At 41.4% G+C, this 13250-nt stretch carries 16 protein-coding genes and 1 pseudogene; 9 read left to right on the plus strand and 8 right to left on the minus strand.

Going from position 1 to position 13250, the window contains the following annotated elements; translation table 11 throughout:
* Positions 1-41: 41 nt before the first annotated feature.
* From ICL16_RS23635 to ICL16_RS23645, 3 genes are all read right to left on the minus strand, one after another.
* Positions 42-1505, minus strand: a complete 1464-nt coding sequence (locus ICL16_RS23635) for a tetratricopeptide repeat protein (RefSeq protein WP_190832752.1) — start codon at positions 1503-1505, stop codon at positions 42-44.
* Between the two features lie 159 nt (positions 1506-1664).
* Complete coding sequence (gene glgA, locus ICL16_RS23640) at positions 1665-3137, minus strand: glycogen synthase GlgA (protein WP_190832754.1); 1473 nt, start codon at positions 3135-3137, stop codon at positions 1665-1667.
* 65 nt (positions 3138-3202) lie between these two features.
* The gene (locus tag ICL16_RS23645) at positions 3203-3340 is read right to left on the minus strand and encodes a hypothetical protein (RefSeq protein WP_190832757.1); all 138 of its coding nucleotides are present in this window, start codon (positions 3338-3340) and stop codon (positions 3203-3205) included.
* A gap of 77 nt (positions 3341-3417) precedes the next feature.
* Here ICL16_RS23645 and ICL16_RS23650 point away from each other — a divergent pair, with 77 nt between their 5' ends.
* From ICL16_RS23650 to ICL16_RS23670, 5 genes are all read left to right on the plus strand, one after another.
* On the plus strand, positions 3418-3978 hold the full coding sequence (locus ICL16_RS23650) for a Uma2 family endonuclease (RefSeq protein WP_190832759.1): 561 nt from the start codon (positions 3418-3420) through the stop codon (positions 3976-3978).
* Between the two features lie 80 nt (positions 3979-4058).
* Positions 4059-5294 (plus strand): LL-diaminopimelate aminotransferase, encoded by a 1236-nt coding sequence (locus ICL16_RS23655; RefSeq protein WP_190832761.1) that lies wholly within the window; start codon positions 4059-4061, stop codon positions 5292-5294.
* Between the two features lie 129 nt (positions 5295-5423).
* A complete protein-coding gene (locus tag ICL16_RS23660) occupies positions 5424-5600 on the plus strand; it encodes a DUF6888 family protein (RefSeq protein WP_190832764.1) in 177 nt (58 codons plus the stop codon).
* Positions 5601-5798: a DUF6887 family protein gene (locus ICL16_RS23665; RefSeq protein WP_190832766.1), complete on the plus strand. Its 198-nt coding sequence runs from the start codon at positions 5601-5603 to the stop codon at positions 5796-5798. It begins immediately after the preceding gene.
* A 109-nt stretch (positions 5799-5907) separates the two neighbouring features.
* On the plus strand, positions 5908-6162 hold the full coding sequence (locus ICL16_RS23670; RefSeq protein WP_190832768.1) for a CopG family antitoxin: 255 nt from the start codon (positions 5908-5910) through the stop codon (positions 6160-6162).
* A gap of 54 nt (positions 6163-6216) precedes the next feature.
* On the opposite strand, the pseudogene ICL16_RS23675 reads toward ICL16_RS23670, so the two are convergent.
* The 3 genes and pseudogenes from ICL16_RS23675 to ICL16_RS23685 form a co-directional block, all read right to left on the minus strand.
* A pseudogene (locus ICL16_RS23675) lies at positions 6217-6393 on the minus strand (Uma2 family endonuclease); the annotation flags it as partial.
* 68 nt (positions 6394-6461) lie between these two features.
* Positions 6462-6734 (minus strand): XisI protein, encoded by a 273-nt coding sequence (locus ICL16_RS23680; RefSeq protein WP_420485297.1) that lies wholly within the window; start codon positions 6732-6734, stop codon positions 6462-6464.
* Positions 6735-6790: 56 nt separating this feature from the next.
* Entirely contained in the window at positions 6791-7201 is a 411-nt protein-coding gene (locus ICL16_RS23685) for a XisH family protein (protein ID WP_190832772.1), read from the minus strand.
* Positions 7202-7717: 516 nt separating this feature from the next.
* Here ICL16_RS23685 and ICL16_RS23690 point away from each other — a divergent pair.
* The 4 genes from ICL16_RS23690 to ICL16_RS23700 all read left to right on the plus strand — a co-directional run bounded on the left by ICL16_RS23690 (position 7718) and on the right by ICL16_RS23700 (position 12819).
* Positions 7718-8401, plus strand: a complete 684-nt coding sequence (locus ICL16_RS23690) for a sigma-70 family RNA polymerase sigma factor (RefSeq protein ID WP_190832775.1) — start codon at positions 7718-7720, stop codon at positions 8399-8401.
* A 46-nt stretch (positions 8402-8447) separates the two neighbouring features.
* Positions 8448-9380, plus strand: coding sequence for a DUF1822 family protein (locus ICL16_RS23695; protein ID WP_190832777.1), 933 nt, complete (start codon positions 8448-8450; stop codon positions 9378-9380).
* 90 nt (positions 9381-9470) lie between these two features.
* On the plus strand, positions 9471-10466 hold the full coding sequence (locus tag ICL16_RS45900; protein WP_238360925.1) for a CHAT domain-containing protein: 996 nt from the start codon (positions 9471-9473) through the stop codon (positions 10464-10466).
* 64 nt (positions 10467-10530) lie between these two features.
* Positions 10531-12819 (plus strand): NACHT and WD repeat domain-containing protein, encoded by a 2289-nt coding sequence (locus ICL16_RS23700; RefSeq protein WP_238360926.1) that lies wholly within the window; start codon positions 10531-10533, stop codon positions 12817-12819.
* On the opposite strand, the gene ICL16_RS23705 is transcribed toward ICL16_RS23700, so the two are convergent.
* Both ICL16_RS23705 and ICL16_RS23710 read right to left on the minus strand, forming a co-directional pair.
* Positions 12809-13015 (minus strand): PIN domain-containing protein, encoded by a 207-nt coding sequence (locus ICL16_RS23705; RefSeq protein ID WP_190832779.1) that lies wholly within the window; start codon positions 13013-13015, stop codon positions 12809-12811. The genes ICL16_RS23700 and ICL16_RS23705 overlap by 11 nt on opposite strands.
* Entirely contained in the window at positions 13012-13215 is a 204-nt protein-coding gene (locus ICL16_RS23710; RefSeq protein WP_190832781.1) for a UPF0175 family protein, read from the minus strand. The genes ICL16_RS23705 and ICL16_RS23710 overlap by 4 nt, the downstream gene beginning before the upstream one ends.
* Positions 13216-13250 lie beyond the last annotated feature (35 nt).

Here is a 13250-nt window from a genome sequence, read left to right on the forward strand (position 1 = left end):
GTACTGACACGTAATTTCTGCCTTTACACTTTTGCTCCCTTTTATCTAACTCCTGAAAAAATGGGCGAACCGGGAGTAATTAAGTGTATCTGTTGCCATTCACCTTGAAGCCACAGGCGAACATCTTCTCGTGGGAGTAATCCGGCTTCGCAGGCTGTGAGTGCGGCTTGGTTACGCATTTGATCCGAACCACTTTGACTCAGAGCAAAATCTCGCAGGGAAGCCAACATTTCTGGAGTCTTGGCAAAGCTAGCGAGATTAAATGCGAACTCTCGTGCTTGGTGATCGCCTCGATCTAATAGTATGGGAATAAGTTGGGCAACATGAGGATGCTCTGCTAAATAACGCTCTGTTGCTTTTGCAATCAGCTGCTCATCTTTAGTGGTATTTGATTTTAGCGCATTTGCCAACTCTTCTATGGTTTGCTTATTCATCCAGTTGCCCATATTGAAGGGCCAAGCCCCTTGACGTTGACCAATCGGAAGTTTAAGATCATCTAAATTCTCTCGCGCTAATTCAAATCCGGGCGACTGCTTCAGTGCTTGCTGCCATTGCGCCCTTGCTTGCGGAATTTGACCTAGACGAGCCATTGCTACTGCCACAAGATGATGGAAAACGGCACTTTCTCTTCCAGATTTGAGTTCTCCTGAAGCTTTTGCTTGCTCAAAAATCTCTAGAATAGAATTATAATCTCCTAGATAACTGAAAGCCTCGACTTTTTTAGTCCAAGCATCCCAAGCTTCTGCTTGACTTGCCTTGAGACGTTCTGCAAAAGGTTTTGCTTGCTCAACTTCACCCTTGAGGCAATAGAAGCGGGTAAGATTTGATAAGGCATGGATGTTATCTGGTTGGATGTCTAGTACTCTTTGAGCTGTGGCGATCGCTTCATCCAAATTTCCTTCAACAAAACTGATTAAACTGAGATTATTGTGAGCAGAAATCAGATCTGGTTTCTGTTTAATTAACTCAAGTTCAACCTGTCTTGCCTTTTTATATTCTCCCTGTTCTAAATACGCTTGCCCTCGCTCATACAAAATAGCGAGTTCCAAATTCTCCTCACCTGCCAAGTTGATTTCAGCCAATATATGCTCGATGTTGGCTTCCAATTCTACCACAAGTTTACGAGTTTCCGCCGCTTTCTCATGATTAGGCCAACGATTCAGGGCGTGACGAAAGGTTTGCAAAGCAAGCAGAGGGTGGTAAGTAGCGACGTAACCACCTGCCAATGCAAAGTGAGCATGTGAATTATTCGGATCTGCTTTAACAAGGCGTTCACAAGCTTGAATATAACTGGGAAAATCTTTAAGTTCGTAACAGACGTTTACTAAGTGAGAGAGGATTTCTACCTGTTGAGGATAACTTTGACTTAAATCTTGGAGAACCTCTCGTGCCTCAACCCATTTTTTCCGCACTATCAGTGCTTCTGCTTTGCTGATTTCTGTTGTTAGGTTTTTGACACCAAATCCTTGTGTCTTACGGTTTGTTGGCTTATTTTTGCTTGCCATGACTCCTAACTTCTTTATTAATAGGGGGCAACGATTAGGTTGGGGCTGTGAATCTAGCACCAAAATAGCACAAACAGCAGAACCCCCCAACCCCCCTTGGATAAGTGGGGCATCAAACCCCCCTTTTGAAGGGGGGCTTGGGGGGTTATCTTATCTGCCTTATCTATCTCTAATCAACTCGTAAATCTCCAGATATTCCTTTCCTGGGTAATTCCAAGAGTAGTCATACTCCATACCCTGAATAGTTAGTTGGCGATAGTCTTCTGATTGATTATACCACAAATCAATCGCCCTATCCATCGCTGACTCAAGGGCAAGATAGTCTGTGTCATAAAATACATAGCCATTGCGTTCTTCCGGTGGCTTCTCGTCGTAGTCTCTGTCAAACACCGTATTCACCAATCCACCTACTCCCCGGACAATTGGCACAGTACCATACTTTAACCCGATCATTTGGGTTAGTCCACAAGGTTCATAATTGCTAGGAACAACAATCATATCCGCCCCTGCATAGATAAGGTGAGATAATTCCTCGTTAAAACCCAGTTCTAAATGTACATCAGGGTTATCATTCAAGAAGTTTTTCTCATGACGGAAATGGGCATTGATTGCTGGTTCTGTTGCTGAACCTAGCAGCACAAATTGCCCTCCTTTTTGTAATGTGTGGTAAATGGCATGATGAACAAGATGAACACCTTTTTGCTGATCTAACCTGCCAATATAAGCAATAATTGGTTTATCAGCATGGTTGAGCAGCAGCCGTTCTCGTAAAGCTTTTTTGTTGAAAGCTTTTTCCTTCAAGTCATCCTTATTATAGTGATAGGGGATGTAACGATCTACTTCAGGGTTCCAAAAATCAAAATCAATTCCGTTCAAGACTCCCCTAAACTTATCTTGGTGCAGGTGTAGGGTATGACTTAAACCGCAACCAACGTCTGTATAGTGAGCTTCCCAAGCGTGGTGCGGTGACACCGTAGTGACAGCATTGGAGTAAACAATGCCGCCTTTCATGAAGTTAATGGCAAAAGGATTGAAGTTGTCACGCAGCTTATCGTATTGGAAGTAGTAAGGTGGTTGGTTTAAACCAGTAGCGCGGAGAACATCGACACCGCCCATGCCTTGGTGTTTAAAGTTGTGGATAGTGTAGCAAACCCGTTGGTTTGCCATGCCATGATATTTGTAAATCTCGTAAAGCATGACTGGAACCAAGCCTGTCTGCCAGTCATGACAATGAATGATATCAGGTCGTTTGTTACTTTTGAGCAGAAATTCTAAAGCGGCTTTGTTGAAGAAAGCAAACCGCATGTTGTCGTCATCGCCGCCGTAATAGTAACCGCGATTAAAGAAATTATCTTCAGAGTGAGGTTCGATAAAGAAACATAGCCGCCCATGTACCCAGCCGCAGTAAACAGAACAGTGAATTGCCGCATCATACCAGGGTACCCACAAGTTCATGTAGGCATCATGAAGTCCCCAAATATGGTCATAGCGCATACAATCGTACTTGGGCAGAATTAGTTCGACGCAATTCCCCCGAATTTCCAACTCCCGACTAAGTCCGTAAACGACATCGCCTAAACCTCCAGCTTTAATCACAGGAGCGCATTCTGAGGCTATCTGTACGATGTACATTCTCTACCCCTCGCTTGATAAAAATTTACTTTTATTATGTTCTCATTGAATACAAGAATATGTACTCATCCGCAAGTAGAGATAATGGCGATCGCTTCTCTACCTGCCTCGCCTGCCTCGCCTACCTCGTTCCCATGCAGAGCATGGGAATGCGACTTAGAGGGCTGCTGCCTCTCTCCTGTGGATACTGATGGGGATCGCAAGGAAAACAACCCCGACTTAATACAACTTCTAAAATAGAGAATAAAGCAACGCCCTAGCTTCTCTGGAGGCAACTTCTATGGTACAGACACCATCTCAACCACTAAGATTAGAAGAGTTTCTTAAGTTACCAGAAACGGAACCTGCAAGTGAGTATATTGACGGTCAAATTATTCAAAAGCCAATGCCACAAGGAAAGCACAGCATAATTCAAACGGAATTTTCGACAAATATTAACGTAGTACTGAAGCCCAAGCGTATAGCTCGTGCTTTTTCTGAACTGCGGTGTACCTTTGCAGGACGGTCAATAGTGCCAGATGAGTCAGTATTTACTTGGGATAGAATTCCCCGTGATGACAATGGCGAAATTGCCAACGTTTTCCTAGCAGCTCCTGATTGGATAATTGAGGTACTATCGCCCGATCAAAGTCAGACAAAAGTCACTAAAAAAATTCTGCGTTGCCTAAAATACGAGACGCAAATGGGTTGGCTAATCGATCCTGACGAGCAAACAGTGTTTGTTTACCAACCATTGCAGCTACCGGAAGTGTTTGATGAATCCGAGCAGCAGCTTCCTGTACCGTCTTTTGCCAGTGAGATTCGGCTCACGGTTGGTGACTTGTTCGGTTGGTTATATTGAGGAAAGCTGTTAGGTGAGTTATGGATAAGATAGACTGCTATGCACGGTAAACTGTCTAACAATGTTTATAGCAATCTATCATGGCAACGATTAACGACAATTATCTCAAGCTGAAGGCGGGGTATCTTTTTCCAGAAATTGCCCGTCGGGTAAATGCTTTTGCACAAGCAAACCCCGATGCTAAGATTATAAGACTGGGGATTGGTGATGTGACAGAACCATTGCCACAAGCTTGCCGCACTGCAATGATTCAAGCAACGGAAGAAATGGGCGAGCGCACTACGTTTAAGGGGTACGGTCCCGAACAAGGGTATCTTTGGCTACGTGAAAAGATTGCGGCACATGATTTCCACGCCCGTGGTTGTGAGGTAGATGCTGAGGAAATATTCATTTCTGATGGTTCTAAATGTGACACAGGTAATATTTTAGAGATTTTCGGTAAGAACAATACTATCGCTGTGACAGATCCAGTATATCCAGTATATGTGGATACTAATGTGATGGCTGGAAATACAGGTGAAGCAAATGAAGCGGGTGAGTTTGCAGGTTTAGTGTATCTACCGATTACTGCGGAAAATAACTTCACAGCACAGATTCCATCGCAGAAGGTAGATTTGATTTACCTGTGTTTCCCCAATAACCCCACAGGTGCGGTAGCAACTAAAGAACATTTGAAAGCATGGGTAGATTACGCACTTGCACATGGCTCAATTATCTTCTTTGATGCAGCTTACGAGGCGTTTATTTCCGATGCAGAGATTCCCCACTCGATTTATGAAATTGAAGGGGCGCGAGATTGTGCGATCGAGTTTCGTTCTTTCTCTAAGAATGCAGGCTTTACTGGCACTCGTTGTGCATTGACGGTAGTACCTAAGACATTGACAGCTAAAGCATCTGATGGTTCAGATGTAGAGTTGTGGAAACTTTGGAACCGTCGCCAATCTACCAAGTTTAATGGAGTTTCCTACATTGTGCAGCGCGGTGCGGAAGCTGTTTATTCTCCACAAGGGCAAGTGCAAACCAAGCAGTTGGTAAGTTTCTACATGGAAAATGCCAAAATCATTCGGGAAAAACTGACGGCTGCTGGTTTTCATGTGTATGGCGGTGTAAATGCACCTTATGTTTGGGTGAAAACACCAACTGGATTATCTAGCTGGGATTTCTTTGATAAACTACTGCATACAGTCAATGTAGTTGTTACACCCGGTTCTGGTTTTGGTGCTGCAGGTGAAGGTTACTTCCGCATTTCCGCGTTTAATAGCCGTGAGAATGTAGAAGAAGCTATGCGCCGGATTACCGAGAAGTTTAAGGTGTAGGGGGATTTGCGTAAGCATTCCATTAAACGCACTGCGTTAAGTATTACCGTTGTTTGTGGGAAAATGCTGACTACAATAGCGTCCTTACCACACTCAGCGGTTTAATGGTTATACTAAGGAAAGAATGAAATGCCAACTGACGAGCAGTTAAGGTGTTTGTACAGAATTGGTTATCAATTAAGCTATCTTATGTTTCAACCGATTCACCTAATTTGTATTGACGATCGCACTCAAAATCTATTCATCTTGGCAGGTCATAATGAAGAAATAGAATTTGAAGTGACAACAGATGGGGAGGTACTTTGAATGAGCCAAATTGATTATGCAAAAATGGACGATCGGCAGTTGAAGCAATACTTTCTTGAGCATCGCAATGATGAGGCTGCACTCAAAGCTTACTTAAATCGCCGCCGTCAGCGTTCAACTTCAGTTATCACAACACTCAACGATCCCGACTTTGATGCCAAGATCCAAGCTGCGATTAAACAGCAAATAGGCACGTAGTAGCGCTTTAGCGCTCTTAGACTATCAAGAGCGCTAAAGCGCTACTACTAACCTATCTTTTACTTATAAGTAACTAACAATACGTCACTGATTCTGTGCAAAAGGTATTATGAGCGACAAGCATCAGCAAATTGAGCCAATACCGGATGAATTTGCCAGCTTAGAACAAGCAGCAGAATTTTGGGATACCCACGACACAACCGATTATTTAGATAGCTTTGAAACTGTTATCCTAGAAAATGTAGAGTTAAAGCAGCGGCACTTTGAAGTTGAAGTTGATGTGGATTTGATGAAAGTGCTGTATGAGCAAGCACAACATAAAGGTGTGGGTGTCAGTCAATTAGTCAATGAAATGCTCCCTTGAAAAACTTGGTTACGTTGCCTAGTGAATTGTTAAAAGTCCCGCCGGAGGCGATCGCTATGACATGATATCATCAAGTTTAAGCTCTAAATTCGGAAACAAATAAGAATAAATAGCATCTCCCAAGCGATATTGTTGCTGCTGATACACACCATTAACTAATTGACATACAGTAAAAGTAGGTTGTTTGGGATTCCCGATAAATTGCAAACCACCCAAACCACGAAAATCAACGGACACTTGCTTCAAGCCAGGAAACCCGTCCAACGCAGTGTCCTCTACATATTAACTTACAATATTTTTCAAGTTCCAAACTCAGTAAACTGACGCACATAAGGTTCGTGAAATGCCAAAATAATATCTTGTTTTGGTACTCCCATTTCAACCAATCGATTAGCAATTCCTTCTTCCGTACCATCATGTTGAATCCAAATTTTTCCATCTTTAATATCAAGATGTAAAATACAGCCAAAATCGCGTTTATTTCCCCGCCAACCAACATAAAGTAATTGATAGTGGTCTTGCTGTTCGTCGAAAATTGTTTGCACCTCATACTCTTCGTAATTTCGTGACATCGAAGCTCGCTTTTGCCGTTCGGAAAGAAGATGTTGAATATATTGCCGATATTGTTCTACAGCCATTGACGAATAACCTCCTCTTGTACATCGTAAATTATCAATCGTAATTGATATTTGGTAACTGCAAACGCAATAAATTTACGTTGAAAAAAACTTTCATAAATTGGGACGCGAACAGCTAAATAAAGTAAGCGTTCTGGTTCAATTTTATCTAATGCATCCCGATAATTTAAAAATTGTCCTAAAGCAGTATGAAATTCTGAAACATTCGATGGACTAATAAAACTTTTAATTTCCACCGCTATTTTTTGTCCCTCTCGCTCTGCTCCTAAAAGTTGCTCCGCTGCTAAATCAATCTCAAAATCTACATCATCTACATTGATTTCATAAGGGTCAGCCGTAATCTTCCAGCCGTCTTTTTCTAATGCATTTCTGACAATATTATGAAATCTATCTTTTGCCATATGAGTTCAGTATACTAAAAATTAAACTGGTTAAAGGTAGATAATACACAATATTCGCAATATTCCTATTTTAACTTAGGGGTTTGTAGTAAGTGCTTTAGCGCTGTAGACGCGTTCGCGAAGCGTCACGAAGTGAAGCGGCTTCTCGAAGAGTAGCGCTTACTACGAGCCAAAGAGATGAACTTTACTTTTCTTTACATAGTTCTGTTTATTCGCGCCGACTTACTTAACGCCATTAGATGTGCAGAGCGATACCTACGGCACACTTCGTGAACGCTTGTAACTGTGTAGCCTGATAATACAGAACTAATTGTCAGAATCTTCAGAAAACCTGCGTAAAAACTCCTCACCTCGTTCGTAGAAGGATTTAAAGAGGTAGGGGAGAAAGCATGATGCATTGAAAAGCTCCATCAAGACATTTTATAAATTTGTATCAATTTTGCTTTGCGTACTGTACTTTATGTATCTATGGTTACAACAAATTGCCAAAAATCCGGGATTAAGCAGGAGATTTCGATGGGTGATGTTTTAGATGATCAACTGCGTCGGCTAGTTAGCGAAGCACAACAACATCCGCCAAACAGTACTCAACAACGGAGGGCATTGAATAGGTTAATTAAAAAAATTCAGGAATCAGGGAAATTAAACCGTTTTGTGAGATGGCAGAATCTTCCTGATTTTGAAGATATTTATCACGAAGCACAAGCAAAAACCTTTACGGAAATTTGCAAAAAGATTCACAAATACGAGCCAGAGTATAAAGTAATGGCTTGGGTAAATCAAATATTAGAATGGCGTTTTCTAGATGTTTTAAGACAAATCATAAATCGACCGCGAACGTTCTCTCTAGATGAATTAAATAGTATTAATAATGATGCAGACAGCCATGCTAGTAAAGAATCTTCTCGAGTCCAGAAAGAAATACTGGAAAAAGGTGTCTCTGAAAATCATCAAAAAACTGAAGATGAATTGTTAAGAGAATTTATCAATTCTGACCCTAAAGGTATTTTGCAAAATACTTTTATTGGAGAAGATAAAAATGCAAATTTACAAAAAGTGTTGTTGATGAGACTTAATGAAGAGAAATGGTCAGATATTTCTAAAAAATTAGGTCATCCCATACCAAGACTTTCGGAACTGTATCAACGCAGTCTACAAAAGCGTAACATCATCGATTATTTTCGTAAATATTTACAGTAAGTCACAATCATTCACTCCTGCACAATAATATCAAGGATAATTCATCATGAACGCCGAGCAAACATCTTTTAAAGTCCCCCTGAGTTTTGAAGCACACCATCAAGCTGAAAAACGAAGACAAGGAATTTCAAATACTGAAAATGCTAAAAAAATCTATCTCAATACTTTAGCTGTTTATGCAGTCAATTATTATCTTGACTGTATGGGCTTTGAAACTAATTTTTCAGATGCCGATCGCAGCAATCCTTGGATGCTAAGTTTAATAGATGTGGCTGATTTAGAGGTGAAAAATATTGGGACAATAGAGTGTCGTCCCGTGTTACCAGATGCAGAATATTTAGAAATTCCCACAGAGGTGAGTGCAGATAGAATTGGCTATGTAGCCGTGCAGTTAAGCGAATCTTTAAAATCAGCAACAATTTTAGGTTTTACAAAAGCAGCAGCTAAAATTTCTCTTAGCTATTTGCAATCTGTAGATGATTTACTTGACTATTTAACACAGAAAGAACAAGCAGTAAAAGTTAGTCTTCACCAATGGATAAAAGGAGTCATTACAGAAGGCTGGCAGACAATAGATGAACTTTTAAATCCGCAACAAATCGAATGGATGGGGTGTAGAAGTTTCAGTATCACACGCGGTAAAAAAATTGATTTGGGCTTGGAGTTAAATGGCGAATCTGTTGCTTTAATTGTGACGCTTGCACCGGAAAATCAGTCAGCAATTAAAAATCAAGACGAAGTTAACATTTTGATACAAGTCTCTCTCCCTAAAGAAGAGTATATACCAGGGAAAAATGTGTACATACCTGAAAAATTAAAAGTGGCTGTGATTGACGATAAGGGAGATGAAGTTTTATATACTACTTCTCGGCAGAATGATAATTGGATTGAAGTCGAATTTAGCGCCCAATTTGGCGAGAAATTTAGTGTTGATGTCATTTTAGGAGAGTCAAAAGTAACACAACAGTTCGTTGTATGATAAGTATATTGCTTCGGGGCGATCGCTCATAGCGTTCCTGCTTTCTGATAACCGTTTGTCCCTACGAACAAAAAATAATTTACATTGCTTATGAAAAAGTTAGTTATCCTCAAGTTTGATGGTAATATTGATTCAGAACTTCATGTAACTTTAGAAATTGGTAATGACGGAGAAAGACCTTATCAAACAATCACGGGTAAGTTACCAGGAAATAATACTATTACCCCATTATTAAATACATGGCACAATACCTATCGCAGTCGGTATGGTCAATATAGAATTAAAAATCCAAAGATTACAAACGTAAATATCGAAGCTCTTAACGAAGCTTGTCAGCAGCAATCACAACAATTACTTGAAAGTTTTAACACCTGGTTTCAATCAAAATCTTTTAGTCCTATCATAAGTTGTCTAGAACAATTAAAGCCAGAAGATGAAATCCGGGTGATTATTTGCACTGAGTGTCAAGAACTGCGTAAACTTCCCTGGCATTTGTGGGATGTATTAACTAATTATCAAGGCGCGGAAATTGCTTTAAGTTCGCCACATGCTGAACGCGGAAACCGCCCTTACAGAGAAAAGATTAGAATTTTAATTATTCTGGGTGACAGCACGGGAATTAAGGTTGAGGCTGATAAACAAGAGCTGGAAACATATTGCGGTGAGGCGGAAATTGTCTTACTCAAAGAACCATCAAGGGAGAAATTAAATCAGCACTTGCAAGATAATATTGGTTGGGATATTCTGTTTTTCTCTGGGCATTCTCTTTCTCAGGGTACACAAGGACGAATCTTTCTTAACCGTCATGAGAGTTTGACAATGGCTGAATTGAGAGATGCTTTACAAATAGCCATTCAGCGACGATTGCTCTTAGCATTTTTCAATTCTTGCGATGGTTTGGGTATTGCTTATGAATTAGAACAACTGAATATTCCTCAAGTGATTGTGATGCGCCTCCCCGTACCAGATAAGGTAGCGCAGGAGTTTTTGAAGTATTTTCTCCAACAGTTTACAGGTGGCAAGTCTCTGTATATTTCTGTGAGGAATGCGCGAGAACAATTACGCTCACTTGAGGAGACACATTAAGAGTGCAAGTTGGTTGCCTGTAATTGTCCAAAATCAAACTTAAACTCCACCAACTTGGCAAAGTTTGGGCATAATTTCTTTTTGTCCCTATCAAGGATTAGCGGCTTTTAGGGAAGCGAATGCCGAGTATTTTTTTGGTAGAGAGAAAGCGACTTCCCAGCTAGTTTCAGCAGTTAACAGCAAGCGATTAGTTGCTGTAGTTGGTGCTTCTGGAAGCGGAAAGTCATCTGTGGTGTTTGCTGGTTTAATTCCCCAGTTGCGTCGGGATACTGTTAATAATTGGCTGATTCTCTCGTTTCGTCCTTTGAAAAATCCTTTTGAGTCGTTAGCTAAGGCGTTGGCAGCAGCGTTTAACTTAAAGGATGACGATCGCTACTTACTTGAAGGTAAACTAGAACTCCAACTGCGACAAGATACATCCACTCTGCAAACGACTATCGAACGCATCCAAACCCTATCTCCTGACTCCCAGTGCCGACTCTTGCTTGTTGGCGATCAATTTGAAGAAATTTATACCCTTTGCGCGGATGCATCGGAACGCAAAATATTCTTAGATGGATTGCTGCAAGCGGTGAAAAATGCATCGTTATTTACTCTAGTGCTTACCTTGCGGGCGGACTTTTTTAGCAAAGCGCTTGATGATTACGAACCATTTGGCAAAGCTTTGCAGAATTATCAACCGGAACTACTTGTGCGGATGAGTCGGGAGGAGTTGGAGCGAGCGATCGTACTCCCTGCAACTAGGTTGGGCTTTCAGCTAGAATTCGGTTTAAGCAACACAATAATTAATGATATCCAAGATGGAGATGGACGTTTACCAATGCTTGAGTTTACCCTGACTCAGTTGTGGAAGCAACAGCATTCAGGGTGGTTGACGCATCATGCGTATGAGAAGATAGAAGGAGTTGAAAAAGCACTCGCTAATTATGCTGAAGCGGTTTATGCACAGTTGAGTGAGGAACAACGAGAAAAAGCGCAACGGGTGTTTATTCAGTTGGTGCACCCAGGAGAAGGAACAGAAGATACCCGGAAGTTAGCGACTCGTGATGAGGTGGGGGATAACTGGGATTTGGTAACACACTTAGCGGATGAGCGTTTAGTAGTGACGAACCGCAACGAGTTGACAAATGAAGAAACTGTGGAAGTCGTCCATGAGGCGTTGATTCGCCATTGGGGACGGTTGCGGGGATGGATGCAGGAGAACCGCAAGTTTCGTGTTTGGCAGGAAGGATTGAAGGTAGCGTTGCAGCAATGGGAGGAAAGTAAAAAAGATGATGGGGCTTTGTTGCGGGGTGCGCCTTTGGCGGTGGCGGAGGATTGGTTAAAGCAACGGGGTGGGGAAGTTCGTCAGGCGCAGCGATGGTTTATTGAGAAGGGTGTGAGGTTGCGGGAGAGGGAGAGGAAGCAGAAACAGAGGTTGCGACTGAGTGTGATTGCTGGGTTGGTTTGTGCTTTGCTAGTAATTTCGGGATTTGCGGCGCTGAGTGAAATTCGCAGAATTAATTCACAAGTGAGTCAATTAAGTTTAAGTTCAGAAAAATATTTTCAACAAAATGACCAAGAGGAGGCGTTAACAGAAGTTATCAAAGCCGGAAAACTACTCAAAAGTTTTTGGAACCCTTGGATGACACCAGAAAATCGAATGCATGCTATATCTACATTGGAGGAGGTAGTATATGGGGTTAAATTTAAAACCTTTACTGTCACATCCGGTCTTACGGTGATACACTCGGGTATCAACAGTGATAGAAAAATTAAAACCCTTAGTGGGCATACATCCTCTGTTACAAGCGTCAGCTTTAGCCCAGATGGCAAAACTCTTGCTTTTGCATCTGATAACAATACGGTGAAACTATGGGATATCAATAGTGGTAGAGAAATTACAACACTTATTGGGCATACATTCCTTATTAACAGCGTCAGCTTTAGCTTAGATGGCAAAACTCTTGCTTCTGCATCTGATGACTATACGGTGAAACTATGGGATATCAATAGTGGTAGAGAAATTACAACACTTATTGGGCATACATTCCCTGTTAACAGCGTCAGCTTTAGCCCAGATGGCAAAACCCTTGCTTCTGCATCTAAAGACAAAACGGTGAAACTGTGGGATATCAACAGTGGTAGAGAAATTAAAACCCTTAAGGGGCATACATCCTTTGTTAACAGCGTCAGCTTTAGCCCAGATGGCAAAACTCTTGCTTCCGCATCTACTGACGGTACAACAATTTTGTGGAATTTTGATTTAGATAATTTGCTGGTGCGGGGGTGTGGCTTGCTACCAGGCTCCTGGCAAAATATCCCCGATGTCAGCGCAGAATATAGGCGTTTGTGTGATGATATCAAGCGTTGAGGTCATTCACCTCCCCTACCATGTGCAAAATACGAGTATACAGAACATCTGCAACTCTGAACCCTGCTGTTGCAATCAACCCATCCATCACAGGTTTGACAGCGACAATAAACCCTTTTTGTTTCGCTTCAAGCAAAACGCCTAATAACCCAGTAATTCGTAATCCTAACCTATCAGCTTCCGCAATAACAATCACAACCTACCCAACTCCCGCAAATTTTTCAAATCGAGTTCAAAATCTTCTATTTCATAAGAATACAGAGGAATTTTACGTTTTTGAAGCAATTGAAACTGTATTTTATCCATTTCTGCCAACTTGCTCGCATATCCAAGGGGAAGTTTTCCCGATGCAAACAGCAACAGAGCAACTTCTTGTTTAAATTCGGCTTCTGTCATTCCACGCTTCACGCAAAGTATCATCTGATATGACG

The organism is Iningainema tapete BLCC-T55, from assembly GCF_014698965.1.
Lineage (GTDB): Bacteria > Cyanobacteriota > Cyanobacteriia > Cyanobacteriales > Nostocaceae > Iningainema > Iningainema tapete.

Excerpts from the sequence above, each read along its gene's own strand:
- ICL16_RS23690 (WP_190832775.1), top strand. The coding sequence starts at position 7,718 with ATGGGTGATGTTTTAGATGATCAACTGCGTCGGCTAGTTAGCGAAGCA.
- ICL16_RS23665 (WP_190832766.1), top strand. The coding sequence starts at position 5,601 with ATGAGCCAAATTGATTATGCAAAAATGGACGATCGGCAGTTGAAGCAA.
- ICL16_RS23695 (WP_190832777.1), top strand. The coding sequence starts at position 8,448 with ATGAACGCCGAGCAAACATCTTTTAAAGTCCCCCTGAGTTTTGAAGCA.
- ICL16_RS23680 (WP_420485297.1), bottom strand. The coding sequence starts at position 6,734 with ATGTCACGAAATTACGAAGAGTATGAGGTGCAAACAATTTTCGACGAA.
- glgA (WP_190832754.1), bottom strand. The coding sequence starts at position 3,137 with ATGTACATCGTACAGATAGCCTCAGAATGCGCTCCTGTGATTAAAGCT.
- ICL16_RS23660 (WP_190832764.1), top strand. The coding sequence starts at position 5,424 with ATGCCAACTGACGAGCAGTTAAGGTGTTTGTACAGAATTGGTTATCAA.
- ICL16_RS23710 (WP_190832781.1), bottom strand. The coding sequence starts at position 13,215 with ATGACAGAAGCCGAATTTAAACAAGAAGTTGCTCTGTTGCTGTTTGCA.
- ICL16_RS23650 (WP_190832759.1), top strand. The coding sequence starts at position 3,418 with ATGGTACAGACACCATCTCAACCACTAAGATTAGAAGAGTTTCTTAAG.
- ICL16_RS45900 (WP_238360925.1), top strand. The coding sequence starts at position 9,471 with ATGAAAAAGTTAGTTATCCTCAAGTTTGATGGTAATATTGATTCAGAA.
- ICL16_RS23685 (WP_190832772.1), bottom strand. The coding sequence starts at position 7,201 with ATGGCAAAAGATAGATTTCATAATATTGTCAGAAATGCATTAGAAAAA.
- ICL16_RS23635 (WP_190832752.1), bottom strand. The coding sequence starts at position 1,505 with ATGGCAAGCAAAAATAAGCCAACAAACCGTAAGACACAAGGATTTGGT.
- ICL16_RS23655 (WP_190832761.1), top strand. The coding sequence starts at position 4,059 with ATGGCAACGATTAACGACAATTATCTCAAGCTGAAGGCGGGGTATCTT.
- ICL16_RS23670 (WP_190832768.1), top strand. The coding sequence starts at position 5,908 with ATGAGCGACAAGCATCAGCAAATTGAGCCAATACCGGATGAATTTGCC.